The sequence below is a fragment of the Micromonospora sp. NPDC047557 genome, assembly GCF_043205095.1.
Classification (GTDB): domain Bacteria; phylum Actinomycetota; class Actinomycetes; order Mycobacteriales; family Micromonosporaceae; genus Micromonospora.
The window spans coordinates 1,191,194-1,216,407 of record NZ_JBIDDK010000001.1; the positions used below are offsets into that span (position 1 = coordinate 1,191,194).

The 25,214-nt window shown below is 69.8% G+C and carries 28 protein-coding genes; 11 read left to right on the forward strand and 17 right to left on the reverse strand.

Annotated features, from left to right (window positions below; all coding sequences use genetic code 11):
• Positions 1-308: 308 nt before the first annotated feature.
• The 5 genes from ACGGAQ_RS05540 to ACGGAQ_RS05560 form a co-directional block, all read right to left on the reverse strand.
• A complete protein-coding gene (locus ACGGAQ_RS05540; RefSeq protein ID WP_393044872.1) occupies positions 309-1,091 on the reverse strand; it encodes a hypothetical protein in 783 nt (260 codons plus the stop codon).
• 221 nt (positions 1,092-1,312) lie between these two features.
• Entirely contained in the window at positions 1,313-1,582 is a 270-nt protein-coding gene (locus ACGGAQ_RS05545) for a DUF4873 domain-containing protein (RefSeq protein ID WP_393044874.1), read from the reverse strand.
• Positions 1,583-2,171: 589 nt separating this feature from the next.
• The gene (locus ACGGAQ_RS05550; protein WP_393044876.1) at positions 2,172-2,612 is read right to left on the reverse strand and encodes a hypothetical protein; all 441 of its coding nucleotides are present in this window, start codon (positions 2,610-2,612) and stop codon (positions 2,172-2,174) included.
• A 125-nt stretch (positions 2,613-2,737) separates the two neighbouring features.
• Positions 2,738-3,055: a hypothetical protein gene (locus ACGGAQ_RS05555; protein ID WP_393044878.1), complete on the reverse strand. Its 318-nt coding sequence runs from the start codon at positions 3,053-3,055 to the stop codon at positions 2,738-2,740.
• Between the two features lie 58 nt (positions 3,056-3,113).
• Positions 3,114-3,515 (reverse strand): winged helix-turn-helix domain-containing protein, encoded by a 402-nt coding sequence (locus ACGGAQ_RS05560; protein WP_354994865.1) that lies wholly within the window; start codon positions 3,513-3,515, stop codon positions 3,114-3,116.
• 370 nt (positions 3,516-3,885) lie between these two features.
• Here ACGGAQ_RS05560 and ACGGAQ_RS05565 point away from each other — a divergent pair, with 370 nt between their 5' ends.
• Positions 3,886-4,104 (forward strand): flavin reductase, encoded by a 219-nt coding sequence (locus ACGGAQ_RS05565; protein WP_393044880.1) that lies wholly within the window; start codon positions 3,886-3,888, stop codon positions 4,102-4,104.
• Positions 4,101-4,274 carry a hypothetical protein gene (locus ACGGAQ_RS05570; RefSeq protein ID WP_393044882.1) on the forward strand — a complete coding sequence of 58 codons (174 nt, stop codon included), beginning with the start codon at positions 4,101-4,103 and terminating at the stop codon, positions 4,272-4,274. The genes ACGGAQ_RS05565 and ACGGAQ_RS05570 overlap by 4 nt, the downstream gene beginning before the upstream one ends.
• Positions 4,275-4,776: 502 nt before the next feature.
• Here the strand turns inward: ACGGAQ_RS05570 and ACGGAQ_RS05575 are convergent.
• Entirely contained in the window at positions 4,777-5,157 is a 381-nt protein-coding gene (locus ACGGAQ_RS05575; protein ID WP_073837923.1) for a VOC family protein, read from the reverse strand.
• A gap of 463 nt (positions 5,158-5,620) precedes the next feature.
• On the opposite strand from ACGGAQ_RS05575, the gene ACGGAQ_RS05580 reads away from it, so the two are divergent.
• Complete coding sequence (locus ACGGAQ_RS05580) at positions 5,621-6,115, forward strand: hypothetical protein (protein WP_393044884.1); 495 nt, start codon at positions 5,621-5,623, stop codon at positions 6,113-6,115.
• A gap of 9 nt (positions 6,116-6,124) precedes the next feature.
• Here the strand turns inward: ACGGAQ_RS05580 and ACGGAQ_RS05585 are convergent, their stop codons facing one another.
• The 5 genes from ACGGAQ_RS05585 to ACGGAQ_RS05605 are packed head-to-tail and all read right to left on the reverse strand — an operon-like array spanning position 6,125 to position 10,179.
• Positions 6,125-6,697 (reverse strand): hypothetical protein, encoded by a 573-nt coding sequence (locus ACGGAQ_RS05585; protein ID WP_393044886.1) that lies wholly within the window; start codon positions 6,695-6,697, stop codon positions 6,125-6,127.
• A complete protein-coding gene (locus ACGGAQ_RS05590) occupies positions 6,694-8,016 on the reverse strand; it encodes a hypothetical protein (protein ID WP_393044888.1) in 1,323 nt (440 codons plus the stop codon). The genes ACGGAQ_RS05585 and ACGGAQ_RS05590 overlap by 4 nt, the downstream gene beginning before the upstream one ends.
• The gene (locus tag ACGGAQ_RS05595) at positions 8,013-8,813 is read right to left on the reverse strand and encodes an ATP-binding cassette domain-containing protein (RefSeq protein WP_393044890.1); all 801 of its coding nucleotides are present in this window, start codon (positions 8,811-8,813) and stop codon (positions 8,013-8,015) included. Before ACGGAQ_RS05595 ends, ACGGAQ_RS05590 begins: the two co-directional genes overlap by 4 nt.
• A gap of 11 nt (positions 8,814-8,824) precedes the next feature.
• Complete coding sequence (locus ACGGAQ_RS05600) at positions 8,825-9,631, reverse strand: hypothetical protein (RefSeq protein WP_393044892.1); 807 nt, start codon at positions 9,629-9,631, stop codon at positions 8,825-8,827.
• Complete coding sequence (locus tag ACGGAQ_RS05605) at positions 9,628-10,179, reverse strand: RNA polymerase sigma factor (protein WP_393044894.1); 552 nt, start codon at positions 10,177-10,179, stop codon at positions 9,628-9,630. The genes ACGGAQ_RS05600 and ACGGAQ_RS05605 overlap by 4 nt, the downstream gene beginning before the upstream one ends.
• Positions 10,180-10,513: 334 nt before the next feature.
• On the opposite strand from ACGGAQ_RS05605, the gene argS reads away from it, so the two are divergent.
• From argS to ACGGAQ_RS05625, 4 genes are all read left to right on the forward strand, one after another.
• Positions 10,514-12,232: an arginine--tRNA ligase gene (gene argS / locus ACGGAQ_RS05610; RefSeq protein WP_393044896.1), complete on the forward strand. Its 1,719-nt coding sequence runs from the start codon at positions 10,514-10,516 to the stop codon at positions 12,230-12,232.
• A gap of 78 nt (positions 12,233-12,310) precedes the next feature.
• Positions 12,311-13,117: an IclR family transcriptional regulator gene (locus tag ACGGAQ_RS05615; protein ID WP_393044898.1), complete on the forward strand. Its 807-nt coding sequence runs from the start codon at positions 12,311-12,313 to the stop codon at positions 13,115-13,117.
• A 435-nt stretch (positions 13,118-13,552) separates the two neighbouring features.
• Positions 13,553-14,989: an extracellular solute-binding protein gene (locus tag ACGGAQ_RS05620; RefSeq protein WP_393044899.1), complete on the forward strand. Its 1,437-nt coding sequence runs from the start codon at positions 13,553-13,555 to the stop codon at positions 14,987-14,989.
• Positions 14,990-15,114: 125 nt separating this feature from the next.
• Positions 15,115-17,019: an ABC transporter permease subunit gene (locus ACGGAQ_RS05625; protein WP_393044901.1), complete on the forward strand. Its 1,905-nt coding sequence runs from the start codon at positions 15,115-15,117 to the stop codon at positions 17,017-17,019.
• Positions 17,020-17,203: 184 nt separating this feature from the next.
• Here ACGGAQ_RS05625 and ACGGAQ_RS05630 read toward each other — a convergent pair whose 3' ends face one another.
• Positions 17,204-17,848 carry a TetR/AcrR family transcriptional regulator gene (locus tag ACGGAQ_RS05630; protein ID WP_393044903.1) on the reverse strand — a complete coding sequence of 215 codons (645 nt, stop codon included), beginning with the start codon at positions 17,846-17,848 and terminating at the stop codon, positions 17,204-17,206.
• 57 nt (positions 17,849-17,905) lie between these two features.
• Here ACGGAQ_RS05630 and ACGGAQ_RS05635 point away from each other — a divergent pair, with 57 nt between their 5' ends.
• The 3 genes from ACGGAQ_RS05635 to ACGGAQ_RS05645 are packed head-to-tail and all read left to right on the forward strand — an operon-like array spanning position 17,906 to position 19,475.
• Positions 17,906-18,199, forward strand: a complete 294-nt coding sequence (locus ACGGAQ_RS05635) for a hypothetical protein (RefSeq protein ID WP_393044905.1) — start codon at positions 17,906-17,908, stop codon at positions 18,197-18,199.
• A complete protein-coding gene (locus ACGGAQ_RS05640) occupies positions 18,199-19,077 on the forward strand; it encodes a class I SAM-dependent methyltransferase (RefSeq protein ID WP_393044907.1) in 879 nt (292 codons plus the stop codon). The genes ACGGAQ_RS05635 and ACGGAQ_RS05640 overlap by 1 nt, the downstream gene beginning before the upstream one ends.
• Entirely contained in the window at positions 19,074-19,475 is a 402-nt protein-coding gene (locus tag ACGGAQ_RS05645) for a hypothetical protein (RefSeq protein ID WP_393044909.1), read from the forward strand. Before ACGGAQ_RS05640 ends, ACGGAQ_RS05645 begins: the two co-directional genes overlap by 4 nt.
• Before the next feature lie 16 nt (positions 19,476-19,491).
• Here ACGGAQ_RS05645 and ACGGAQ_RS05650 read toward each other — a convergent pair whose 3' ends face one another.
• The 3 genes from ACGGAQ_RS05650 to ACGGAQ_RS05660 all read right to left on the reverse strand — a co-directional run bounded on the left by ACGGAQ_RS05650 (position 19,492) and on the right by ACGGAQ_RS05660 (position 22,432).
• Positions 19,492-20,388 carry a GNAT family N-acetyltransferase gene (locus ACGGAQ_RS05650; RefSeq protein ID WP_393044910.1) on the reverse strand — a complete coding sequence of 299 codons (897 nt, stop codon included), beginning with the start codon at positions 20,386-20,388 and terminating at the stop codon, positions 19,492-19,494.
• A gap of 10 nt (positions 20,389-20,398) precedes the next feature.
• Positions 20,399-21,562: a low temperature requirement protein A gene (locus tag ACGGAQ_RS05655; protein WP_393044911.1), complete on the reverse strand. Its 1,164-nt coding sequence runs from the start codon at positions 21,560-21,562 to the stop codon at positions 20,399-20,401.
• A 72-nt stretch (positions 21,563-21,634) separates the two neighbouring features.
• Entirely contained in the window at positions 21,635-22,432 is a 798-nt protein-coding gene (locus ACGGAQ_RS05660) for an SAM-dependent methyltransferase (protein ID WP_393044913.1), read from the reverse strand.
• A gap of 142 nt (positions 22,433-22,574) precedes the next feature.
• On the opposite strand from ACGGAQ_RS05660, the gene ACGGAQ_RS05665 reads away from it, so the two are divergent.
• Positions 22,575-23,039 carry a hypothetical protein gene (locus ACGGAQ_RS05665; protein WP_393044915.1) on the forward strand — a complete coding sequence of 155 codons (465 nt, stop codon included), beginning with the start codon at positions 22,575-22,577 and terminating at the stop codon, positions 23,037-23,039.
• Between the two features lie 71 nt (positions 23,040-23,110).
• Here ACGGAQ_RS05665 and ACGGAQ_RS05670 read toward each other — a convergent pair whose 3' ends face one another.
• Positions 23,111-24,367: a hypothetical protein gene (locus ACGGAQ_RS05670; RefSeq protein WP_393044917.1), complete on the reverse strand. Its 1,257-nt coding sequence runs from the start codon at positions 24,365-24,367 to the stop codon at positions 23,111-23,113.
• Positions 24,368-24,441: 74 nt separating this feature from the next.
• Positions 24,442-25,188 (reverse strand): hypothetical protein, encoded by a 747-nt coding sequence (locus ACGGAQ_RS05675; protein ID WP_393044919.1) that lies wholly within the window; start codon positions 25,186-25,188, stop codon positions 24,442-24,444.
• Between the last annotated feature and the right edge of the window lie 26 nt (positions 25,189-25,214).

The window sequence follows — 25,214 nt, forward strand, 5'->3', positions numbered from 1 at the left end:
AAATCCCGGAGTGCCGCCGCAGAACGACAGACCGTTGACCGGTGAGGGGGTTGGGCCGGCAGCCGGCCGGGCCGCGCGGCCACGAAGCCCGCGCGGCGTAGCGGAGCGCACGCCGGCCGCGTCGGCGAGCTGGTGGCGGTCGCGGGGTTGCGGCTAGTGCGCCTCCGGCGGGGGCGCTCCGGCTCCAGGATGGCCGGGGCACCGTCGGCGGTCATGGTCCGTGTGTGGTTGCGTAGGCCATCCCGCCTGCCATCGAGCCGGGCAAGCCGAGCAGACCACCGCCCGACCCGCCAGCGCCCGAACCTGCGTCAATGTCCGCTTGACGTGGCGGGCCGGGCGGCGGCCCGCTCCCCGGAGGGCGGGTCGATGGCAGACGGGATGGCAGGGTGCACTGCGGCGTCAGGGCTTATCGCCGTGTGCTCCTGAGAGACCTTTTGGCTTGAGTGTGCCCTTTCCCGCTCGGTCCCGGTTAGGGCGGCCTCCAATCTCTGAAGGTGTTCCTCTCGTATTTCTTGGTACTCTTTTTTAATCTCGCTGCGCCGCGATTTCAGGTCCATCTCTATCTGCGTGAGATGAATCCTTCTAGCCGCGATGCGTTCGATCTGATTTGACAGGTCCGCATGAATCTTACGTCCCTCGGGCAGCAAGGCAGCTCCCGCCTCGTCGAGCTTCCACCGGAGAGATCTCAGGTTTATCTCTGACCAGTTCACCTCGCGATGCAACTTGTGGAGAGTCCTTTTAAGCCGCCAGGCGCTGAGGCGCAGCTTGAAGATCTTAAAAATTGATCGAGGTTTGCTCAAAAAGCGAAGGATGTAGGCCGCAGCCCGAGCGTTGGATCGGATGAGCAATTCGAGCGCCGGATTAAGGACCAAGGAAGCGACACCCAACGAAATGGCGAACGGAATTAATTCGGTCCAGCCTGCCGAAACTTGGCTGCCCGCGAGCGCTTGGAAGCATTGTGGGATGGCGATTGCGTAAAGTACAAGAGGGGCCGCCCAAGTGGCTCCTTGGATACTCTTGATAACTGTTTGCTCGCCTGGCACCCACTTGGACATGATCGATCGGGCCTCGACAACGATCGCCAGAGCCAAGACTGGCATGGTCTGGGCGCTCGTAGCCCAAAAGTCCGTTTCGACCAAAACTCCTCCGAGTTAAATGGTGGGCGCAGGGGCATCAGCAACAACAGGGGTGCTGGACCTTCGATTCCCGACACCGGGTAGGTGCGGTCACCAAACCGCCTAAGCTGCCGCTTGCGACTGGCGCGAGCGCCGGCGCGTGGAGCGGTGACTTGCGCGGCCCTGCAAGACCAGGGCTACAGTTTTCCGAAGGGAGGTCGGCCGCTACCTGACACCTCTCCCGACCTAAGTACGAAGTCACCAATGCGGCCGTCGGGCAGCCGTAGGTGAGCCAGTTGAGCGGTCGCAGCGGCCCAAGTCGCCTCCTCCGACGCCTGAATACTGCCGTGCCAGTGCTTCAGGCCGTCATCTTCCTGCTCAGCCACAAGGTCAACCTCAACCGGCCAGTTGCCAGAGCCGGTGACCAGAAGCGTTGCGGGGCCTCGGTAGTTAGCGAGGATCGTCATGCCGACAAGGCTAGCGAGGGGCACCGACATGGCTTGCCCTCCAGGAACGGGGATGGCCGCAAGTGCGGGTCGTCTACTCTCAGCGTTGGGGGCACACACGGCAGGGTGACTAGCTGAGTGACGACTGACGCGGGCGTAGGCGCACATCTACGGACCGCAACGGACGGTTCGGCTAGCTCCACGCGGGGGTTCAAGCAGCTCAGCCAGCACTGGTCGTTCCTTCGGGACGAAGGACGTCATCGGCACGCGCCGGGTCCGGTGGGGTCTACTCAGAGCGCCGGACGCGCGCTACGCGTGTTGCAACCCCGCTACAACCTCTTACTCCCACCGGTTTGGCTCACGCCTCGGGTGCCCCGGCGGCACCTGTTGTCGGGGAGTACGAGGAACGATACGCGCTGGTTCTACTCAGACCCAGGGGTTTGGAGGCGTGCCCGCTTCTTGCCCGACGTAGCAGTCAACAACGGTCGATGAGGGTAGGCACAGGAGGGACCCTGCCCATCTTGGAGCGAGGCTACGCTGCTCACCGGCGGCTAAGGGCGCAGATCTAGGCGTCTTCCAAACTGGTCGTGCGGGCTGCAACTGTTGGCCGTCACGTGACCCGGTGGTAGGACAGCCAGAACTCTCGTTCTTGAACGTTCCGTCGACCGTCCCGCCAGCGGACGAGTAGACGTCCGGGGCGCGTGTCTCCCAGAGACGGCGTGAGCTTGAGGTGCAACGTCTGTCCCGGATGGAGAGCAGGGGCCGGGAGCTTCGGCCAGAGGACACCCACCCGGTCTGTGTAGTCGTCGCCGTTATCGTCGAAGACCCGAGCTTCGAGATCCTTCATGGTCCCGGGGCCGTGGTTGGCCACCACCACACGTTCGTCCTGGTCCCAGCCATGCCGAGTCTCGTATGCAAGAAGCTCAAGCCTGGCGTCTGGCTGCGCGATCCGGTTCCGCCACCAGGGTCGGAGGACCGAGTACCACAGATTGATGACCCCTAGAGCGAATGCCGCGACGGCGACGGTCGCGCTCACAGCTTGAGAACTCATGCGACGAGGGTAGGCGAGGCCGCAAGATCCGGAATATGGGCGGAATGATCAGCCGCGCTACCTGCAAGTGATGGAGCATCGGTCCTGCTAGAAGACCTGGCCGAGCGGCTAGCGCTACCCCGTTCCTAAACCGTGTGTCGGTCCAGCTGGTTCTCGCGTACCCGGAACACCGTCTGGCCATCCTCTGCTGCGACCCCATCCGGATGGGTGGAGACGACTAGGGCGCCGTCTTCGTCGTTGCCGGCAATACTGCATCGCAGGCGAACTGGTGCTGGCAGACGAGTGTCGGCCTTTAGCTGACGGTCGGTGAAGACGGGGACCTTGTCGACGAAGAACCATGACTTCCCGTCAGCGTCGACCAGGAGGACGCGCACCCAGCCCGGGAAGTCATGGCTGACCCATGCGACCACCTCGCAGCGGAGAAAGTCTTCTTCGTGAGCCACGGGCCGATCTTGCCGGCTTGCCCGTGCTATCCCCCCGCCGGGGTTCGCCGAGGTTGCGTCAGCGGCCGACGCGAATGCGGTCGGCGGCGTACACCTCGCGTGAGCCGTCGGCCCGGAAGATCACGATGACCGGGATGCCCTCACCGATCTCCAGCTCGCGCCGTTCGGCGGGGGTGGGCATCCGAGCGGTGGCGGTGTCGCCCTTGAGAAGCGACACCGTTTCGGTCGGCTCGTCGGCGCGGACGAACGTGCCGCGCGGTGGTTCCACGATCACGAGCCCTTCCGACCGGAGTAGCGCTACAGCCTGTCGGACGCTCGTGCGACTCAGCCCGTACTCCTGAGCCAACCGCAGCTCGCTGGGGAGCGAGGCCCCGGGCGCGAGGTCGCCAGACGCGATCCGGTCTCGCAGGAGGTCTGCGAGCTGCCGGAACACGGCGCGATCCGCGCTGGGGTCGATCACGAATGTAACGCTATGTGTCCAACGATTCTACATCTTATTGTATCTACAGTCCTACGTCGTTATGGTGACATGAGCTGGGACAACAGCCGGCGACCGGCTCCACCTGCCCGTGAGATCGAAGAACACCCGAGGGAGACCTGGTGCCTCGCGTGTCGTACGAGGAGTACTTAGTGGCCGTCGCGCTAACCCTGGCAAGGCGGCACCGGCCGGTCTGGTCATGGCAGCGATGGCGGAAGGTCTGCCGATGCGGGGGCGAGTTGCCCTGCCACACGAGGCATCGAATCCCGATCAACCGGGGTCACTGGCCCTCAGAGGGCGGCCGGCTATCCGCTCCATCACCGGAACCGCCGGCCGAGCGGGGGGAGCCGAAGTGACGTACCACCCCCCGATCACGCCGGCCTGGACCTGCGGCGACTGTGGTGCCGACTGGCCCTGTCACACCCGCCGGCGAGAGCTGCGAGCGGAGTACGACGGAGCCTCCGTGTCACTCGCCCTCTACCTGGCTGCCCATCTCGTCGACGCCGCCCAGGACCTCTCCCAAGTCCCCGCCGGCCACCTGCACCACCGCTTCCTCGGCTGGACCCGATGAGCATCCTTCGACCCGGCGACGAAAAGTTCCACTACAGCGACGGCTCCCACAAGTGGATCCCACCGGACCCCGACTACGACCAGGAGGTCTGGGACGAGCAGGTCCGCCAGCACAAGCACGGCCACCTCAGGAACGAGCGCCCAAAGGTCCGCATCCAGCGCTTCGTCTGATGCCAGCAGTACAGCAGCGAAGTACAGCAACCGTGCCAGCCGAACCGGACCGAGACGGGCGCCAGCAGTCCGGATGACCTCGAACAACGCCCGATCCACCGACTCGCCGGCAATCCATAGGTTCAGGGTTCGAGTCCCTGGCGGCCCACCACAGACCCCATCTGAAGACCCCCTCTGAGCTGCAACAACTCCGGTCGAAGATCATCAGGCACAACCCTGGCACAACCTAGGTCCGATCTTGGCTGGTGGAGGGTTCCCGCCGCTTGCCATTTGCCTGCCGCAGGAGGTTGCCGTGGCGGCCCCGACGGCGGCCCGCTCCCACAAGGGCGGGTCGGCGGCGACGGGATGCCGAGGTTCCGCTGGCGGGTCAATGCTTCACCAACACGCATGCGACGCGGGGCGGGTCGAGCATCCACCCGGCCGCCCAGCTATTGATGGGGGTCGCCAGATCTTGTCGGCGGCTGCGGGGTGGCGGCTGCGTCGATCGTTTGGGCAAGGGCCGTCAGAGTGGGTCGAGGCGGCGCTTGAGCAGGCAGAATTCGTTGCCTTCCGGATCGGCGAGGACGTGCCAGGACGCATCCGCAGGCTGACCGATGTCGACGAGTTTGGCCCCGGCGGCCAGGAGACGCTCGAGCTCAGCGTCCTGATCTCGGTCGGTGGGGTTGACGTCGATGTGCAGCCGGGCATGCCCGTTCTTCGGCTCGTCGTTGCGGATCAGGAAGATCGTCGGCTGCGGGCCGCCGAACCCTTCGCGCGGGCCAATCTCGATGTAGACCCCCTCTTCGCGATCGAGCACTATGAAGTCCAGGACCTCGCACCAGAACCGCGCCAGCACCTCGGGGTCGCGGCACTTGAGCACGAGCTCACCGATACGGCATGCCATTGACGAAACCTACTTTCAGCATGGGAGCTGCCGGGGCGGGCCGCACGCGGATCTCATGGGCTCCCTGCAGTGCGAACAAGCTCGCGATCGTACGGGGCGAGGCGAGCAGGGCCGGACGAGGGTGTCCGCCGGCAGCCGCGCATGGATCGTCGCCCGAGGTTGCAAACGTGGCCGCGCGCGCTGGTAGCTTGACGCGTCCTGCGAGAAGTGGAGTCTGTCCGTGCCCAGGATGGTGCTGCGTTGGTTGGTCGCGGTGGTGACCGTCTCCATGGTGGCGGCGTGCGCTTCTTCAACGGCAGACCGACCAGCGAGCGAGGCGAAGCCGACGACAGGCTCGGCTACGAAGCCACCGCCCCTGGCAGTTCCGGCGACGGGCGGGTCCGGGTACTCCGCCGCGCTGTCCGCACGCTTGGTGACCGCGGAGTCGCTACCGCCCCGGTTCGCTGTGGACATCGCGACTGTCATGGCGCCGGATGCTGGGGACAACCATCCCGGCGGCGACTCATCCTGTACGGACGAGATGATCCCGCTGCTGTCTGCCCGTCGGCTGACCGGCACTCCGTCAGCGATCGCCGCAGCCACCCTCAGCTACGACGCGGGTCCCGATGACTTCTGGGTGGGCACCGAAGTCCTCCGGACCTACGCCGACGACGGTGCCCGACGAGCGATGGCCGACCTGCGAGCCTTCATCGACCGATGTCCCACCGCTTCGCCGTCCGCCCAGGTCGGCAGCTACCGCTACTCCTTGACGCCAGGGCCTCGGTTGGGCGATGAGAGTGTCCACGTCAGCTGCACCGCGACGTCGGGCGCTGACGTGCTGAAGTGCGACGTCCTGCTCGTCCGGATCGGAACCACTCTGGTGGTGATCCAGGAGGAGAGCAACAAGCCCGGCAACGAGCAGCTGCTCACCCAGGTCACCGAGGCCGCGCTGCGCAGATACCAGCCGACCGGATCCTGAGCCCCACCGTCACTCGCGTCGGGCGGCTCCGCGCATCGCGTACGTCACCAGGCCGGTGACCGCCAGGACGGCCGCGACCGCCGCCGCCGGTCGGCTGGTGTGGGGTTGGCCGGCCCAGGTGGCGAGCGCGCCCCACGTGCTCGGCTGGGGGAACATGGCGGCGGCCACCGCCCAGCCCATGGGGAGGAACCACGCGCGGGCCGCGCCCACGACCGCCGCGCAGAGAGCGGTCAGGCCGAGCAGGCCGGCGGAGTCGCGGACCACCAGCGCGGCGGGGCCGAAACGGGCACCGGTGGGCTGGGTGGCGAGCAGCACGACGAGTACGAGCGCCAGCGCGGCCAGCAGATGCACGGCTCGGCGCCACGGCCAGTGCAGTGCGGCTGTGCGTTCCAGGTCTTCGTCCGGGGCGGCCAGCGTGGTCGACAGGACCGCCACCATCAGCATGACCGTCAGTACGACGAGCAGGAGGATGGCGTCGCGCTCCTTGGCGAGGGTCAGCCACAGCGCCCAGATCAGGGCTGCGGCGCCGACGGACGCGGCCAGTGCCAGGGGTACGCGTCGTGCGCGCAGGTGGAGGGTCATCGCGACAGCAGTCCGGTGGTGTCCCGGCAGGCCAGGATCGCGTCGCGTACCGCCGTCACGCGGGCGATCGCCTCCGGTGCCGGTAGCCTCTGCAGGCCCTGCCACAGGGTGACCGCCTCGGCGTTGAGCTGCGGATCCTCCTCGATCATCTCGGGAATGACGCCGACGTCGGAGACCGGCTCGCGGCCGAGCAGGTGGTAGGCGGCTGCCCGTTCGACCGCGCCGTTGCGCTCGCATTCCCCGTTGCCGTACCCGGTGCCCAGGCCGAAGACCATCTCGGGGACCACGGCGTCGGGGTGGGCCAGGCCGCCGTGGTCGTCGATCCGGACGTCGATCGTGACGATGTCGGCGTCGCGAGTGGGCACGTCCTCGAGGAACAAGGCCCGCCTGTCCTCGTGCGCCTGCGTGGGGGCGTTCGGCATTTTCGCGAGGACGGACAGGCCCTGGCGGGCGAGTGGGGTCAGCGCGTCCAGCACGTTCGCGTGGACGCGGGTGACGCAGACCTTCGGCGCGTCGTCGGTGCAGACGAGTTCGCGGGCGACGGGGTCGACAGGTGCGACGAGGGCTGCGTCGTCGCGGGGGACGATCGCCGCCGCGGCGCCGAAGCCGAGCAGCACCGGCAGCACGGCGGCCACCGAGGCCCGTCGGCCCCCGGCGACCAGCAGGAGTACGCCGGTCAGCGCGAGCCCTCCCATGAAGAGGGCGAGCACGGCGGTGACGCGCGCATCGATGGTCTGGAACGGGTAGAACGGGTTGCTGCCGTAGGCGGGGGACAGGATCGCGCCCATCCAGTCGGGCCGCATGATCGTGGCGAAGAAGACCAGCAGCACACCTGCCACGGCGAGCACGGGAGCGGTCACCAGAGTGGGCAGCAGCCGCCCGATACCCAGGCCGAGCCAGGCCGCCGCGACGAGGCAGAGCGCGCCGACAAGCGTGATGGCGACGACGTCCGGCGGGAAGTAGGCGGCGGTCGACGCGATCCGCATGCCGCCCGCGGCGACCACGAGCAGGAAGGCGAGCCCGACCGAGGATCCCATCGCGACGAGGACCGGCAGCATCCGGCGGATGCGCGACCGGGGTGTGGTGGCGAACAGTTCGCCGACCTTGGCCCGGTGCTCGCGGCGGCCCTGCCACGCTCCGGCGGCCAGGGCGATCGGCCACAGCAGAATCATGTACTCCTTCACGGTCAGCGTGAGGGACATCCAGCCCTCCGACCAGCGCCCCGGGGCGATGTAGAGGGCGGCGACGCCGACCGCCAACGCGAGCAGGGCGGCGCCGGCCGCGGCGGAGCGCCGCAGTTCGATCCCCAGGACACTCATCGGGCGGCCTCCGCGTGGTGGCGGCGGAGCAGGGCCGAGTAGCCGCGTTCGGCGGGGCTGTCGCCCGGGTGGTGTTCGTCGCCCTGGTCGGCCAGGGCGGCGGGTGTGCCCTGCCACACCAGCCGACCCTCGTTGATCAGCACGACCTCGGTGCAGGCGGCGACCACGTCCTCGACGAGGTGGGTGGAGACCAGTACGCAGGCGTCCGTACCCAGGTCGCGCAGCAACTCGCGCAGGTCGAGGCGCTGTTCGGGGTCGAGGCCGACGGTCGGCTCGTCCAGCAGCAGCACCTGCGGGTCGTTGACGATGGCCTGGGCTACGCCGGCCCGGCGCAGCATCCCGCCGGACAGCGTCCTGAGCTTGGCGTCGGCCTTGGCGCTGAGTCCCACGCGGTCGATCGCGCGCTGTGTGGCCGCCGCGATGTCGGCCTTCGGCATCTCCTTCAACCAGGCCAGGTACGACACGAACTCGCGCACCGTGAACCGCGGGTAGTAGCCGAAGTGCTGCGGCAGGTAGCCCAGCGCGCGCCGGGCCTGGCGCAGGTCGGCACGGCCGTCGACCGAACTGCCGAGCACTGTGAGTCGACCTCCGGCCGGCTTGAGCACCGTGGCGAGGGCACGCATCAACGTCGTCTTGCCCGCGCCGTTGCGCCCCAGCAGGCCGTGCACGCCGGTGCCCAGGCTCAGGTCGAGCCCGTCGACGGCCAGGTGGCGGCCGGCCCGCACCTTCAGCGCCTCGGCGTGAATGGCCCAGGGATGGATGGTGGTGGCCGTTTCGGCCGTACTCACCGCTCGCATGGTGGTTCCCTTCAGAACGAGGTGAGGCGCCGGAAGCTGTTGGCGCGCAGGAGGGTCAGGGCGGCCAGCACGACAGTGACGACGGCCCACCCGCCGGTGGCCGCCGGTTCCAGGAGCACCGGCAGTTCGGCGGTGGCGAGGCTGGGCGCGACCACGGCGGCGGCCCAGGCCACCATCAGGCCGATCGCGGCGCGGTGGACGCCGACGAGGGAGCCGAGCAGCAGCGTGGCGGCGGTGAAGGCCAGACACGGCAGCAGCATCAGCGCGGGGTCCGCCCGGCTGGCGCCGAGGGCGGCGAACGCGGCGAGCACCGGGATGACGAGGACGAGCACCACTGCGGTACGGCGCAGCAGCATCGTCAGACCGGCCGACGGGGTGCCGACGATCAGCTCCCAGGCCGGGTCGACGCGTCTGCTCCAGGCGGCCGCGACCCCGGGCAGCGGTGCCAGGGGCGCGAGCAGCAAAACGATCGACGGCAACTCGGACAGGAAGTACGTGAGCAGGGCCGCGGTGCCGAGCACGCCGGCGGTCATGGCGACCCACGGCAGCAGCGCCGCCACGAACCAGCGCTGCCGTACCGGCGTACGGAAGAAGGCCCTGGATCGTGGGGCGGGGCCGGCGGCGATCCCACGGTCGACGGCTGCCGCGACCTCGGCGACCAGGGCCCGCGACTCAGCAGTGGTGCTGCCGGCCAGGCGGGCGCGGCAGTCGGCGCAGTCCTCCAGGTGCACCTCGATCGACCAGACGGTCGCCTCGTCGAGGCCGGGATCGCCCTCGGCGTAGCGGTCGATCTCATTCAGGGTGGGATGCGTGGTCATGACAGGGCCTCCCGCAGGACGATCCGGGCGCGGCGGATCCGGGACTTGACGGTGTTCTCGGGTACGCCCAGCAGCACGGACGTCTCGCGGACGGTGAAGCCGTCGAGGACTGTGGCGCGCAGCACCGCGCGGACCTCGGGCGGCAGCACGGCGAGGGCCTGTTCGAGTTCCTGCCCGACCCGGCCGGCCAGCACCTCGTCCTCGGCGGCGGGCACCACCGTCTCGACCGGATGCACCTGCGGCACCCGGGCCTGCCGGGAGCGACGCCGGAACGCGTCGACCAGGCGGTGCGCGGCGATGGTCCACAACCAGCCGACGGCGCTGCCGCTGACCTGGTCGCCGGCGAAGCTGCCAGCCGCCCGCCACACCGTCAGGTAGGTCTCCTGGAGGACGTCGGCGACCACGTCGGGGTCGGCGCACCGCCGCCGCAGCCGCACCTCCAGCCAGGGTGCGGTGCGCCGGTACAGCTCGTCGAAGGCCCGCCGGTCACCGTGGGCCACGCGGCGTACGAGTTCCTGCTCGTCGGCCGCGTCCAGACTTCGTCTCACATCAGGTAAGACGACGACCTCCTCGTGATCGGGTCCCGCACCGGTGTGACCGCCGTCACCGCCGTCGGCCCGGTCGGACGTCAATGGCGTTGCACGGCCCCCGGGTCGGCTGGTTAGGTTGACGCCATGTCCAGCTCGTACGCGTTCCCGACGGCGTCCCCTGACGTCCTGTTCGGCGCGCTGCGACGCCGGCGGTCCTGCGACCGCCCGCGCTGAGCATCCCTCACCTGCGACCGGCGGATCGAGCCGCCGGTCAGCACCGATCGTCCTCGGTCCGCCCGCATCCCCTTCCGGTGATCCGCGAGCGGCGGATCCGAGCGAGATCGGCGTACCCATGGATCTGGAAAAGCTGCTGACCGACCGGCTGGCGCCGGCGTTCGCGACGGTGGCCGGCGCACCGATCGACCCGGTCGTGCGGCGGTCCCCGCGCGCGGACTTCCAGTCCGACGCGGCGCTGGCGTTGGCCCGGCGGCTCGGCCGGCCGCCGCGCGACGTCGCCGCCGAGGTGTTGCAGTACGCCGACCTGGCCGACGTGTGCGGTGTCGCCGAGGTGTCCGGGCCGGGCTTTCTCAACCTGACCGTCGCCGACGCGGTCCTGGCCCGGCTGGTGTCCGCGCTCGCCACCCACCCGCGGCTGGGTGTGCCGGTGACCGCCGAGCCGGAGACCGTGGTCATCGACTACTCGGCGCCGAACGTGGCGAAGGAGATGCACGTCGGGCACCTGCGCTCGACGGTGATCGGCGACGCGGCGGCCCGGCTGCTGGAATGGCTGGGGCACCGGGTGCTGCGGGCCAATCACCTGGGCGACTGGGGCACGCCCTTCGGCATGCTGATCGAGCATCTGGCCGACCTGGGCGAGGCCGAGGCCGCACACGAGCTGTCCATGGGGGACCTGGACTCGTTCTACAAGGCGGCTCGGGCAAAGTTCGACGCCGACGAGGCGTTCGCCGAGCGGTCCCGGCTGCGAGTGGTGGCCCTGCAGGGCGGCGATCCGGTGACGCTGCGGCTGTGGCGGCTGCTGGTGGAGCAGTCCGAGCGGTACTTCCTGACCGTGTACGACAGGCTCGACGTGACCCTCACCGAGCGGGACTTCCACGGCGAGAGCAGCTACAACGACCTGCTCGCCCCGGTGGTCGAGGACCTGGGTCGGCTCGGCCTGCTGCGCGAGAGCGACGGCGCGGCCTGTGTGTTCCCGCCCGGCTCGGTGGGCCGGGACGGCGAGCCGCTGCCGCTGATCGTGCGCAAGTCCGACGGCGGGTACGGGTACGCGGCGACCGACCTGGCGGCGATCCGGCAGCGGACCGGCGCGCTGGGCGCGACCCGACTGCTCTACGTGGTCGGGCTGCCGCAACGGCGGCACTTCGAGATGGTGTACGCCGTCGCCGCACAGGCCGGTTGGCTGGCGCCGCCGGCCCGGGCCGAGCATGTCGGGTTCGGTTCGATCCTCGGGTCGGACGGGCGGATGCTGCGCAGCCGGGCTGGCGGGTCGGTGAAGCTGGTCGGGCTGCTGGAGGAGGCGATCGCGAGGGCCACCGCGCTGACCCGGGACCGGAATCCGGACCTCAGCGAGGCGGAGGCGGCCGAGGTGGGCCGGGCCGTCGGCATCGGTGCGATCAAGTACGCCGACCTGTCCAACGACCGGCACCGGGATTACGTGCTCGACTGGGAGCGGATGCTGTCCCTGGACGGCAACACCGCGCCCTACCTCCAGTACGCGTACTCCCGGATCCGGTCGATCTTTCGGCGAGCCGGGGTGGCGGCCCGGCCGGACGCGGCCGTCTCGCTGGCCGAGCCGGCGGAACGGGCGCTGGCCTTCGAGCTGGTCGGCTTCGCCCGGGTGGTCGGCGAGGTGGCGGACAACCTGGAGTTCCATCACCTCGCCAGCTACCTGTACCGGCTGGCCGCGGCATTCAGCGCGTTCTACGAACGGTGTCCGGTGCTGCGGGCCGAGGGGCCCGTCCGGGACAGCCGATTGGTGCTCTGCGACCTGACCGCCCGGGTGCTTCGGCAGGGCCTGCACCTGCTTGGAATCCGGACCCCCGAACGCTTGTGAGCGCCCCCTTGCTGCTCGGCGGTGGCGCTCGGGGATGACGTAGCTATCCTCTTCAGGTGCTGGTCCGTGTGGAGATCGTTGGCACGAGTCCGGCACTGCGAAGGGACTTTCGACATGCCCCGTGTGGTACCGGCAGTCATCCGCGCGCTTGACGTCCTCGAACTGTTCCTGGATTGCCCCCAACTGTCGGCCCGCCAGGTGATGGAGCGGCTCGATCTGCCCCGCACCACCGTCCACGAACTGCTCGTCACCCTTGAGGCTCGCTCGTATCTGATCTCCGTACCGGGCCAGCCGGTGCAGTATCGGCTCGGCATGCCGCTGTTCCAGCTGGGCGCGGCGTTCGCCGGCCGGCTTGATCTGGTACGCGAGGCGCAGGGCGTCGTACGGGACGTGGCCGCCAAGTGCGACGAGGCGGTTCATGTGGCGGTGCTCGACGGCGCCGATGTCATCTACCTCGTCAAGTTCGACAGCACGCACCCCGTGCGGATGGTTTCCGGTGTCGGGCTGCGGCTGCCGGCCCACTGCACGGCGGTCGGCAAGGTACTGCTGTCGGCCCTCGGTCAGGCGGACCTGGACGCCGTCCTGTCGAAGGATCCTCTGCCGGGGATGACGCCGGCCAGCATCACCGACCCGGACCTTCTCCGTGCGCATCTCGACGGTGTCCGGGCGGAGGGCGTCGCGGTCGACGTCGGCGAGTCGGACAGCGCGATGCGCTGCGTCGCGGCGGCGATCCGGGACCATTCTGGTGCCACCATCGCCGCGATGAGCCTGTCCGCGCCGATCATTCGCTGGACGCCTCAGGTGCAGGTGGAGTGGACCGGGCTGGTTCGGGAGGGCGCTGCCGCGCTGTCGGCTCGCATGGGCTACCGGGCCCAGTCGCGATAGCCGACCTCCCGCTTTCGGCTCGAAACAACATCGAAACATTGACATTACTCAGTTCGGTGCTCTAGCGTCGCGTCCACTCGATCCGGTATATCGAACCTAGTTCGAAATTTCGAACGGCGGTGGTCCCGTGACCCGACCGAACTGGAACGTCAGCGCCACCATCTCGGCCCGGTCGCCGATCGCCTCGCTCTCGTCGCGCTGCCCGACGTGCGGCTCCCGAAATGTCGCGAGTGGCCCGGGCGAAGCGTGCGCGAGCGGACGTCCCCCGGTGGTAGGCGGGCCCGCTCGCCACCGTGGCGACCCACGCACGAACTGATTTCGACGGGCGACCGTCCGTGGTCGCCGCCACAGAAACCCAACTGGAACCCAACCATCGCGGTGTCCGCCAGGTGAGCCTTCGGCGTGCAGCCGTACGCGGGGAAATGAAGGAGGCGAATGTCCATGGAAGAAAAGCCGGCGTGGTCTCGGCGCGGCTTTCTGGGGGTGGGGGTGGGCGTGCTCGGCGCGACCGGCCTGGCCGCGTGTGGGGGCAGCTCCGAATCGCCCAGCAAGGTGCAGCCGGACGTTCCTCAGGAGCTGATCGACGCCGCGTCGTCGATGAAGGGCTCCTCGATGGGGATGCTGTCGCAGAAGCTGTATTCGACGGCGGCGAACGAGGCTCTCGACAGCTCGGTCAAGAAGTTCGCCGACACCACCGGCACGAAGATCGAGAACAGTCTGGTCCAGGCCGACGCCGGTGACGTGGTGGCCAAGATCGACGCCGAGGTCAAGGGCGGGGTGGCGCGCGACCTGGCGTTCATGACCGACTCACGGTTCGTCGCGCAGTTCCAGGCGCTGGGTGACCTGGAGGACGTGACGGACGTCGTACAGGCGTTGACCGCCAAGTACGGCCAACCCTCCGCCGAGGCCACGAACTTCTGCGTCTTCGACGGCAGGTGGTTCGCCATCCCGTACCACTTCATCGGGATCGGATCGTTCCTGCGCAAGGACTGGATGCAGGACAAGGGCATCACGCCCAAGGACATCTACAGCTGGGAGGAGCTGCGGGACCTCTGCCTGGAGATCTCCGACCCGGGCAAGCGCCGGTTCGGCTGGGGCATGACGGTGAACCGGTCCGGTGACGGCAACGGCATGATCGAGGCGCTGATCAACGCTTACGGCGGGTCGATCGCCTCCAACGACGGCCGGAAGGTCACGTTCGACTCCCCCGAGACGGTGCAGGCGGTGACCTTCCTGGGCGACATCTACACGAATCCCAAGTACAAGCCGATGCTGCCGCCGGGGATCGCGAGCTGGACCGACACCAGCAACAACGAGAACTGGCTCGCGGGGATCCTCGGTTACACCCGCAACCAGTTCAGCGTCTACGCGGACTCCCGGACCAAGAAGAACCCGGTGTACGCGAACACCCACGTGTTCTCCGACTGCATCGGGCCGGCGACCAACAATCCCCTGCTGCTCGGCCAGTCGCAGGGCTTCGTCGTCTTCAAGGGCGCCAAGAACCCCGGGCTCGCCAAGCTCCTGGCGCAGTACCTGGTCAGCGCGCCGGCGCTGCTCGGCGTGGCGAAGGAGGCGCCCGGCCTGGTGATGCCCGCCTGGGAGAAGGTCTGGGACGCCGACCCGTTCTTCACCAGCGGCGACCCGGCGTTCCCCATGCTGCGCAAGATCACCGAACTGAAGCTGCCGCTGAACACGAAGAACGGCCTGGCCTTCCCGCAGAAGGCCAGCGCCGGCCAGCAGGCCGTCGGCGCGGCGTACGTCCTCACCGACATGATGCAGCAGGTCGTGCAGGGCACGGCGCCGGCGCAGGCCGTGAAGGCCGCCCACACCAAGATGGTGCAGATCTTCAACCAGCAGGGGCTGCCACAGTGAGGTCGGTCCGTCCTGCGCGGGCCCCGGCGGCGAGGAAGTCCCCGCCGCCGGGACCCGGCTCCCTCACGGCGGTCCAGCGGCGGCTGGGGCGTGACTGGCGACTGGCCGCACTGTTTCTCGCGCCCATGGCCGTACTGGTCGGCGGGCTCGTCCTCGTGCCGATCGCCCGGTCGATCGTCACCAGCACCACGGAACGGCACGGGCAGGACACCGTGTTCGTCGGCCTGGACAACTACCTCCACCTCGTCGGCGACGACCAGTTCCACACGGGCGTGGTGAACTCGTTCGTCTTCACCGCGTACGCCGAGATCTTCAAGGTGGTGCTCGGGCTGGCCGCGGCCCTGCTGCTGCACCACCGGCGCCGCGGCCGGGCGGTGCTGGCGGGGTTGCTGCTGGTGCCGTGGGTGGTGCCGACGGTGGTGACGGCGTTCAGTTGGCGCGCGCTGCTCGACCCCATCTTCGGCAGCGTCAACACGCTGCTCACCACCACCGGGATCGGACCACTGCTGGCCAGCGCGCACCTGGTCGACAGCTGGCCGGCGGGCTGGCTGTCCGACCCGTCGCTGGCCATGCCGTCGGTGATCCTCGTCAACGTCTGGAAGGGGGTGCCGTTCTTCACCGTGTGTTTCCTGGCGGGGTTGAAGGCCATCCCGGCGGACCTGTACGAGGCGGCGACCATCGACGGGGCCTCGTCGTTGCAGCGGTTCGTCAACGTGACGCTGCCCGGCCTCCGTCACGTCATCACCGTGACGGTGACCCTGTCGTCGATCTGGACGTTCAACAACTTCGACCTGGTCTGGCTGCTGACCCAGGGCGGCCCGGGTGACGTGACCGCGCCGTACGTGCTCGTCGCGTACTCGAAGGCGATTCTGCAGTTGCAGTACGGCGCGGGCGCGGCCGTCACGCTCGTCATGCTGCCGGTCATCGGCGGGCTGGTGTTCGTCCTGGTCCGGCTGTTGCGCCAGGACTCGGGGGCGAAACTGCCCCGGCCACGCCGCGCAGCGCGGTGGGTCGGCACGCGGTGGACCCCGACGGCGCGCAAGGCCCTGCCGTGGGTCGTCGCGGCGGTGGTCACCGGCCTGCTGGCCTGGGCATCGCCACAGATCTTCTGGAAGGCGGCGGTGGTCCTCGGGGTGATCCTGCTGATCGCCGCGGCGGTCGGCCGGGTGGTTTCGGCCCTCCAGTCGCGCGGTGGTCGCCGGGCATCCTCGGTGGTGTCGGGCCTGGGATCCGGTGTCGCCCTGGCCGGGCTGCTCTTCTTCGTGCTGGGTCCGCTGTACTGGATCGGCGTCACGGCCTTCAAGTCCGAGGGCCAGGTCGTGATGCGGACCGACGACCTGTGGCCGACGCCGTGGACCACCGAGCAGTTCAGCGCGCTCTTCGCCAACCAGCCCTTCGGTCGCTGGTACCTCAACACCCTGCTGGTGTCCGCGGCGTCCACGGCGGTGGCGCTGGTCTGCGCCGCCCTGGCGGGCTACGCGCTGGCCCGGCTGCGGTTCCGCGGGGCGCAGGGCTTCACCGTCACGGTCCTGCTCACCTACGTGATGCCGGGCGCGCTGCTGTTCATCCCGCTGTACCAGATGCTCATCGGCGCGCGGCTCACCGACTCGTTGTGGTCGCTGGTGGTGACGTACCCGACCTTCACGCTGCCGTTCGCCACCTGGCTGCTGGTGGGCTACTTCTCGTCGATCCCCGTCGAGCTGGAGGAGGCCGCGCTGGTCGACGGTTGCAGCCGCGTCCAGGCGTTCGGCCGGGTGGTGCTGCCCCTGGCCAAGCCGGGGCTGCTGGCGGTCGCGCTCTTCACCCTGACCAACGCCTGGAACGAGTTCCTCTTCGCCTTCGTGTTCATCACGAAGGACGAGTACAAGACGCTACCGGTGGGGATGCAGTCGATGATCGCCGGAGACGTCGTACCGCAGGGACAACTCGCCGCGGCGTCGCTGCTCGTCAGCATCCCCGTAGTGATCATGTACGCCCTCGGCCAGCGCTTCCTCACCGAAGGGCTCACCGCCGGGGCGGTGAAGGGCTGACCGGGTACGTCCAGTCGCGCTCGCATGCGCGGACGTGCATCAGCGCGAAGCCGAGGAGATTTTGCGCACCTGCGCTGACCCGGGACTGGAATCCGAAGCTGGACGAGGCGGAGGCGGCCGAGGTGGGCCGGGCGGTCGGCATCGGTGCGATCAAGTACGCCGGACGCGGGCTGCCGTGAGTTCGCTATCCGGGGCTGGCGATGGTGGCGCCACTGACGGTGTCCACGTACCACCTCTGGTACCGCTCCAGCGGCCATCCGCGTTGCCGGACGAGCCAGTCGAAGTTGCGGACGTCCTGGGCCAGCCAGAGGATGTCGGCCACCTGGTCGACGTCCAGGTCGGGACGGAGGCCTCCCGTACCGACGAGTTCGGCGGCGAACATGGCCATTCCCCGGCGGCGGTCGTCGATGTTCTTGCGCCAGATCTCGGCGGCGTCCGGGTCGGCCGTGGCCGCTCCGGCCAGCGCGAGCATCACCTGGACCTGCCGGGCGTTGACGTCGGCCAGATGGCGGGCATAACGGACGAGTTTGGCACAGGGGTCGGCGAGCGCGCGGATCTCTGCGACGAAGGGCCGGTCCGGCAGGGCCACTGGTTCGTCGTCGCCAGCCAGGGTGACGTCGACCAACTGGGAGAGCAATTGCCGCTTGCTGCCGAACACCGCGTACAGGGTCTGGACCGCAACGCCGGCTTCCGCGGCGACTGCGGTCAGCGGGGTAGCCGCATAGCCGGGGTCGACGAACAGGCGGCCGGCCGCTTCGAGGATTGCTCGCCGCGTCTGTCGGGCCTGCTCCTGCCGGCGGGAAGAGTCGTAGCTTCGCTTGACAACCACTGGTCGAGTGTAGTGCTCTATTGGATAGAGACTAACTCTATCGAGAGGCGGCGGCCGATGCCGTTCGGTGTGTTGCAGGAGATGCCCGGCGTCAGCGAGGCGGAATACCGGCAGGTGGAGCGACACCTCGGGCCGGACCGGCCGCCAGGGCTCCTCGCCCATGTCGCCGGACCGACCGAGGACGGCTGGCGGATCATGAACATCTGGCAGGACGAAGCGGCGTTCCGTCAGTTCCAGTCCGAGCGGCTGGTGCGGGCCGCGGGCTTGGCGGCGCAGGAGGACGGCTTCGACCCGACAAAGGCGGCCCGCTTCCGGTCGGTGAGCGTCGACGGCGCCGAGATGCCGTTCTGATGGCCGACACCGCCGCTCTGCGGTCCCGCAATGCCGCCTTCTGGGCCGCAGCGGCGGCTGGCTGGATCCGCCACGCCGATCGGCAGGACGAGACCGGCCGGCCGCTGGGCGCGGCGGCAATGGACCGACTGGCCGCACGGCCCGCCGAACGGATTCTTGACGTGGGCTGCGGCTGCGGCGGCACCACGGCCGAGCTCGCCAGGGCGGTCGGCGAAACGGGCGCGGCGGTCGGCGTCGACATCGCCGAGGCGATGGTGACCGCAGCCCGGCAGCGGTACCCGGAAATCCAGTTCCTCGTGGCCGACATCGAGACCCTCGATGTCGTGCCGGGAGCGCCGTTCGACGCGGCGTTCTCGCGCATGACCCTGATGTTGTTGGCGGATCCGGTTGCCGGCTGCGCCACGATCCGGCGATCCCTACGCGAGGGCGGGCGCCTCGCCACGACCGTCTTCCGCGACGGCAGCGTCAACCCGTGGCTGTCCGCCGCGATGCTCGGCGCAGCACCGCATCTCGGGCCGTTACCACCTCTACCGGTAGGTGACGAGCCCGGTCCGTTCTCCTTCGCCGACCCGACGCGGCTCGCCCGAGTCCTCACCAGGTCCGGCTGGACCGCCGTCACGATCACGCCGTACGACGTCGAACTGGACGCTCCGGACGACGCCGATGCGGTGGCCGAATGGCTCATCGAGGTCGGCCCCGCCGGTGCCGCGTACCGGGCGGCCCCGCTGGCTGGGCAGGTTTCGGCCCGGGCAGGGGCGGTCCGGCTGCTCGACCGGTTTCGCGAACCTGGCGTCGGCTACCGACTGCCCACCGGCCTGTGGCTCGTCACCGCGATCGCCGGGGCTGACCAACAACAACCAGGTCAGGACGAGAAATGATGAGAAGCAACCCCTTGATCGCGCCAGCCCTCTGCGTTGTGTTCGCCCTGACGGCGTGCACTAACGCCGACGCGCCCGAGCCCGGGGCTGCGGCGCCGGACACCCCGGCAGCATCCGATGCCGCGCCCAGTGCGGCCGGATCCGCTCCGGCCGGCGGCTCCACCGTGTCGGCGAAGGAGGTGTGTGCCTACCTGGACGGCCAGTTGCCGACGCTGAAGGGGATCGGGTCCGAGACGGGCGCGATGGCCAACCTGACCGTGAACCTCTATTCCTGGTACGAGAAGCAGGGCCCCGTGCCGAACGGCCGTCAAATCGACGACCAGACCCGGCAGGAATGCCCGGCGATCCGGACCGAGGTGCTGGAACTCGCCGGCATGGAGAGTTTCGAACGGCTGTAGCTCCGCGAGCCCGCCATCACCGCTTCAGTAGCTTCTCGAACCAGTGGTGCGCGTAGTGCTCGGTGTTGTACGCCTCGATCTCCCGGTAGCCGGCGGCCCGATACATGGCGATCGCCTCGGTGAGGTTGCGGTTGGTGTCGAGCCGGACCGTGGTCGCGCCGCGCTCGGCGGCGTACCGCTCCAGCTCGTCCAGCAGCCGCCGCCCGACACCCAGCCCGCGTACCGTGTCGGCCACCCAGACGCGCTTGATCTCGGCGGGCCCGTCGCGGTGCAGTTTGACGGCGCCGCAGCCGACGGGTTCGAGATTGAGGGTGGCGAGCAGGAGCACCCCGGCGGGCGGGACGAGCGCCTCGTCGTCGACCGGCGTGCTCAGCGCCGGGTCGAACCCACCGTCGAGCCGTCGCCCGATGTCCCGGGCGTACGCCCGCAGGCACGCCCGGGCCCGCGGGTCGCTCGGCGGGCACGGTGCGATGACCACCATCGACCCGATGAGCAGGCGTTCGACCTCGGCCATGGCAGCGACGAGTCGTTCGCGGCGTCGCTCGGTGAGCGGTTGGAGGATCGAGGCGGCGAGTTCGTCGGACCGCTCGTCGAGTTCGGCCCATTCGGTACGGCCGGCGTCGGTGAGCTGGGCGACGCGTACCCGGCCGTCGCCGCCGGCCTGGTCGGCCGGGCCCACGGTGACGAGCCCGTCGTTCTCCAGGGTGCGCAGGAGGCGGCTGAGATATCCGGAGTCCAGGCCGAGCCGTGCGCGTAACGCCGCGACCTCGGCGCCGGCCGGGCCGATCTCCCAGAGTAGGCGGGCCTGCCCGAGGGGTCGGCCCTGCGCCATGTACTCGTCGTCGAGCGCACCCACCCGTTGGGTGACCGTCCGGTTGAACCGCCGCACGGCGGCAATGAGCGCGGAGTCCATCTGCCTGACTTTAGTCAGCAGTTCCGGGGCGGTGGTAGGTGAAGAGGGCCGTGTGGTCCAGGACCGCCACCACGAGCACCACGCCGGTGGCGACCGCGCTGATCGCCAGCAGCGGCAGCCGCAGGGCGGCCGCCGCGCCGGCCAGCAGAAGCAGCGCGCCAACCCGAGTCCAGGACAACCGCCTGTGGATGGCCAGCGAGAACAGGATCCGGCCGACGAGGAACAACGTGGGCCCGCCCAGGATGGCCGCGACAGCCGCCATGTCGCCGACCTCGAAAGGGTGAGCGATGCTCAGCTCGGCCCCGACGGCCGTGACCACGATGCCGGCGATCATCACGAGGTGCAGGTATCCGGTGATGACACCGAGCCGGGACGGGTCGGCGTGCTCGATGGCCGGGCCCAGTTGCCGGCCGGCGGGGGTCACGTAGAGCAGACCGATCAGCACGGCGGTGGCGAAGACCAGCAGGAAGGCTGCGGTCTCGGCGAGGTCGAGGCGGGTGTCGGCGTACGAGAGCCCGGCGGCCAGGACGAGTTCGCCGAGCGCGATGATCATGATCTGCTGGTAGCGCTCGGCGAAGTGCGGGCCGGCGAGGCGCAGCTCCTGCTGACGGGCGCGACCCAACCTCGGCGTGGGCCAGCCGAGCCGTGGGCCGGTCACGTCGATCGCGAGGGCGAACACCCAGAGCGGCACCCGCCACCACGGCAGGAACGCGCCCGCCAGCCACGGCACGGCGGTAACCGTGTACCAGCAGAGGATCCGCAGCGCCCGGCGCTGCCGTGGATGACCGCGCAGCATCGAGGCGGTGACCACACCCCGGACGAGATGGACCCCGACGTACGCGCCGGCGAAGAGCACTCCCCGCTCCCCGAGCGCCTGCGGGATCGCCGCCCCGGCCAGCAGGCTGCCCAGCGTGGCGGCGACCAGCACGACGCGGATGGCCGGGGTCTCCGGGTCGTACCAGTCAGCGCTCCAGGTGGTGCTCACCCAGATCCACCAGACGCCGGTCAGCAGCAGGGCGGTGTGCAGCGCGCCGGCCAGCGTGAGGTCGTGCAGCAGGTGCGCGGCCGACTGGCTGAGGGCGAGCACGAACGCCAGGTCGAAGAAGAGTTCCAGGAACGAGGCGCTCAGCGGGGCGTCGCTTCCCCGCAACAGCCGCTCGGGCCTGGTCGCCATCGGCGCTCCTCCCGGTGGCAGGCGCTGGATCCGTCGTACCATCCGAGGCCCGCCACCGGAGGCGAAAGCGCGTCAGCGGCGGACGCCGACCCCGGCGTAGCCGTGTGAGTCCCCGGCCTCTGGCTCGCCGTCCGGCCGCCACCGGGTGGTCTCGACCAGGCCCGGCTCCACCAGGTCGTACCCGTCGAAGAAGCGCAGCGTCTCGGCGTGGCTGCGGGGCACCAGCGGGGCGCTGCTGGTGCGGTAGACGGCCTGCCCGCGCTCGGCCACCTCCGGTGGGACGCCGTCCAGCGTCAGGTGCGACAGCACCAGGTGGCTGCCGGGCACGGTGGCGTCGCGCAGCCGGGCGACGGCAGCCCACGGGTCGTCGTCGTCCGGCACGAAGTGCAGCACCGCGAGCAGCAGCGCGGCCACCGGGCGGTCCAGGTCGAGCGTGGCCCGCACCTCCGGGTGGGCCAGCAGGTCGTCCGGCCGCCGCAGGTCGCCCTGCACGACGGCCGTGCCGGGCACGTCAGTCAACAACCGTCGGGCGTACGCGACGGCCACCTCGTCGTAGTCGACGTAGACCACCCGGGCGTCCGGCGCCACGGCCCGTACCACCTCGTGCACGGTCCCCTGGGTGGGCAACCCCGCCCCGATGTCCAGGAACTGGTGGACGCCCTGCCCGACGGCGTACCGGACGGCTCGGCGCAGGAAGTGCCGGTTGGTCTGGGCCGCGAGCCCGGTGCCCGGGAAGATCTCCAACACCCGCTCGGCGGCGGCGCGGTCGGCGGCGAAGTTGTTGCTGCCACCCAGGAAGTAGTCGTACATCCGGGCGACGTTGGGTCGGGCGGTGACGTCGGTCGTGTCAGGTGTCGGCTGGTCGGTCACGAGGGGTCCCTTCGCCGCGCGGTCAGATCTCGATGTCTAGCAGCCGGGGCGACGACCCGCTGACCCCTCGTGTCGTTGATCCGGCTGCGCCCCTGGTCAACGCCGACCACGGTGGGGGCACCGAATCACCGAGGGGGACGCGATGACCGGTCAGCGGGAAACCGTGCGGGTCGACCAGGACCTGTTCCGCGCCGTGTACGACTCGCCCGCGTCGCTGCCCGGCCGGCACCGGTGGACCACACCGGAGTCGGACGTCCGCCGTCTGGAGAAGCTGCTGGGAATGCCGGCACGCAGCATCGGCGCCCCGTTGTGGGTCAGCGGCGACGAACCGGACTGCCCGAAGTGCGGCCGGCGGATCACCTGGTACGACATCGTCTCGTCGGCACTCACCGGCCTGCACGACAAGAACATGATCGCCACGGTCATCCTCGGCGAACACCGGTACGTCAACACCGAGGTGCCGGACGCCATCCCCGGGGTGCGCTGCGCCGACTGCCACACCGCCATCGACGGCCTGCGCAGCTTCAAGTGCCACAACTGGGCGTACGCCTTCGAGGCGCTGGAGGCCGTCCGCGAGCGAATGGCCGGCGGGTCCGCGCCGGCCTGAGCGCCCGACAGCGGACCCGCGCCTACAACGGATAGGCGAGAGGCCACAGGACGTACGACGCACCAGCCATATCACTCTGGGGGTGCGCCGGACGGTCCGGTTGCCCCGGCGGCGGCGGTGCCTCCCAGCTTGTTGACGGCGCCTTGGGTGGCTTGCACGGCTACTACCCCTGCCGCGACTGCCAGCCCGGCTGGTCCGGCTGCCGCGGCTCCTGCGCCTGCCCCTGCTGCCGCGCCGCCCCCGGCCGCCCCTCCTGCTGCCGCCCCGCCCCCGCCCGCCCCGCCTGCTGCCGCGCCGCCCCCGCCCGCCCCGGCTCCCGCGGTGGCGGGTGGCATGCCGCCGCCGCTCGGCGTGGCTCCTGGAGGTGGGTTGCTGCCCGGTCCCTGGCCACCGTCACCGCCGCTTTTGCTGCGGCTGCGGGAGGAACTGAGCTGGACCGCGCCCTGGGCGATCTGGCCGACTGCCGCGGCGCCAGCGGCACCGCCGGAGCCGCTTCCGCCGGCAGCGACGGCTTCGACGGCAGGGGCGATGAGGCGCATCAGCGCGGGCAGCGCGACCAGCGCCATGACGAACAGCATGAGCCCGGTCATGACGTTACTGATGATCAGGTCCGGGTCCTTCGGTATCTCGGTGCTGACCGACCAGAACGCGGCGGCGTAGATCGTCGCTGCGACCGGTTTGTACAGCAGCATCGCGATCAGCCATGTCACGTACCGCTGCCGCATCTGCTTGCCGGCGCCGCCCGCGATACCGGCCACCGCCGCGACCGGAAGCAGCCCGGCCAGTAGCACCAGCGCTGCGGCTCGCCCGTACAGCATCACCAGTTGGGTGATGGTGACGATGATCAGCAGGACGCTGACACCCACGAGCAGTACCGGAGCGAGTGTCCCGGCGGCCGCACCGGTCGGCGCGAGTAACAGCAGGCGGTCTCCGAGCTTGGAGCCGTCGATCTGTTCGCCTGGCTGTGCGACACCCAGCGATTGGTTGATGATCCAGATCGAGTACTGGTCACCGAAGACCCGCAGGGTCTCCACCACGGCCAGGCCCGCCGTCATCAGCAGTACCGCCGCACCGAAGTTCTTCGCGAGCTCCGCCGCGGTGCGCCCCGACGGGGTCAGCACCATCCGACCGGCCATCCACATCAGCGCTGCCACCGCCGTGGCCCCGACGATCCACGCCGTCGCCGCCTGCACCTTCCCCGCCGCGCCCACCGCAGCCCCGGTGTCCGCGCTCGCGATCGGCGACGTGGGCGCCTTCATCCAGCCCGTGACCACCATGCCGAGTGCCTTCGCGGCCCCTTCCGACACCCAGTTGGTCAGCTTCTCCAAGATGGAGTCCCCAGCCGACGAGGCGACACCACCCACGACGCACCTCGGGGTGGGGATCACGCAATCCGCCACGGCTACGGTCCCCAGGTGACGACGCTGGACAGGTCTGGTGCCGGGGCCTGGAGCGCCTGCCAGTTACCGCCAGGCGGCGGGACCATGCGCCAGTCGCCATCCATCCACCGCACGGTGAGCGTGAGGGTGACCCACGCCGAGCTGCGGGGTACCCGCATCGCCATCGCGATCACGGCCGTATCAGGCGAGTAGCTGACGTAGCGGTACCCGCCGATGGTCGCGAGGTCGGCCGCCTCGACCGGGGGCACCGGGTCATAGTTGGCGTACATGGCCAAGAGCCGGTCCCGGTCGGCGCCTGGGGTGAATTGCTTGGTGATGGTGGGCTCCCAGGACTCACGGCCTGCGTAGAGGTCGGAGCGCGTCGAGAGCTGAGCGGCGGCGATAAGCGCGCCTTCCGGGGTGTGCGCGTAGCCTGATGCGACTCCGCCCGCAACCTGGCGGGGCCCGGCCGTCGCGCTCCTGGGCACCACGGCTTGACCGACCAGTTCCCACGTCACACCGCGGGGTGCGGTGGTGGGAATCGCCGTGGGCAGCGCCTCGGCGGCGGCGGATGTGCCGCCCGCAGGCTGTGAGGCCGGCGGATTCGCAGGAGCAGGCGAAGGCACGCCATCATCGCCACCCATCAGCGCGACCACCACGCCGGCGATGACGACCAGGGCGAGGAGCACGGCGGCGGCGATGGTGCCCGGCCGTTTCCACGGCGAGCGGGGGGCGGTGGCGTAGTCCACCTCGTGCAGCCGGCGGGTCATGTGTGTGTCCTCCCCAGGATCGTGAT

Bases quoted from the DNA above. Each gene is read 5' to 3' on its own strand.
- ACGGAQ_RS05545 (WP_393044874.1), bottom strand. From the start codon at position 1,582: ATGACGATCCTCGCTAACTACCGAGGCCCCGCAACGCTTCTGGTCACC.
- ACGGAQ_RS05550 (WP_393044876.1), bottom strand. From the start codon at position 2,612: ATGAGTTCTCAAGCTGTGAGCGCGACCGTCGCCGTCGCGGCATTCGCT.
- ACGGAQ_RS05570 (WP_393044882.1), top strand. From the start codon at position 4,101: ATGAGCATCCTTCGACCCGGCGACGAAAAGTTCCACTACAGCGACGGC.
- ACGGAQ_RS05575 (WP_073837923.1), bottom strand. From the start codon at position 5,157: ATGGCATGCCGTATCGGTGAGCTCGTGCTCAAGTGCCGCGACCCCGAG.
- ACGGAQ_RS05580 (WP_393044884.1), top strand. From the start codon at position 5,621: ATGGCGCCGGATGCTGGGGACAACCATCCCGGCGGCGACTCATCCTGT.
- ACGGAQ_RS05585 (WP_393044886.1), bottom strand. From the start codon at position 6,697: ATGACCCTCCACCTGCGCGCACGACGCGTACCCCTGGCACTGGCCGCG.
- ACGGAQ_RS05590 (WP_393044888.1), bottom strand. From the start codon at position 8,016: ATGAGTGTCCTGGGGATCGAACTGCGGCGCTCCGCCGCGGCCGGCGCC.
- ACGGAQ_RS05595 (WP_393044890.1), bottom strand. From the start codon at position 8,813: ATGCGAGCGGTGAGTACGGCCGAAACGGCCACCACCATCCATCCCTGG.
- ACGGAQ_RS05600 (WP_393044892.1), bottom strand. From the start codon at position 9,631: ATGACCACGCATCCCACCCTGAATGAGATCGACCGCTACGCCGAGGGC.
- argS (WP_393044896.1), top strand. From the start codon at position 10,514: ATGGATCTGGAAAAGCTGCTGACCGACCGGCTGGCGCCGGCGTTCGCG.
- ACGGAQ_RS05620 (WP_393044899.1), top strand. From the start codon at position 13,553: ATGTCCATGGAAGAAAAGCCGGCGTGGTCTCGGCGCGGCTTTCTGGGG.
- ACGGAQ_RS05625 (WP_393044901.1), top strand. From the start codon at position 15,115: ATGGCCGTACTGGTCGGCGGGCTCGTCCTCGTGCCGATCGCCCGGTCG.
- ACGGAQ_RS05635 (WP_393044905.1), top strand. From the start codon at position 17,906: ATGCCGTTCGGTGTGTTGCAGGAGATGCCCGGCGTCAGCGAGGCGGAA.
- ACGGAQ_RS05640 (WP_393044907.1), top strand. From the start codon at position 18,199: ATGGCCGACACCGCCGCTCTGCGGTCCCGCAATGCCGCCTTCTGGGCC.
- ACGGAQ_RS05645 (WP_393044909.1), top strand. From the start codon at position 19,074: ATGATGAGAAGCAACCCCTTGATCGCGCCAGCCCTCTGCGTTGTGTTC.
- ACGGAQ_RS05650 (WP_393044910.1), bottom strand. From the start codon at position 20,388: ATGGACTCCGCGCTCATTGCCGCCGTGCGGCGGTTCAACCGGACGGTC.
- ACGGAQ_RS05655 (WP_393044911.1), bottom strand. From the start codon at position 21,562: ATGGCGACCAGGCCCGAGCGGCTGTTGCGGGGAAGCGACGCCCCGCTG.
- ACGGAQ_RS05665 (WP_393044915.1), top strand. From the start codon at position 22,575: ATGACCGGTCAGCGGGAAACCGTGCGGGTCGACCAGGACCTGTTCCGC.
- ACGGAQ_RS05675 (WP_393044919.1), bottom strand. From the start codon at position 25,188: ATGACCCGCCGGCTGCACGAGGTGGACTACGCCACCGCCCCCCGCTCG.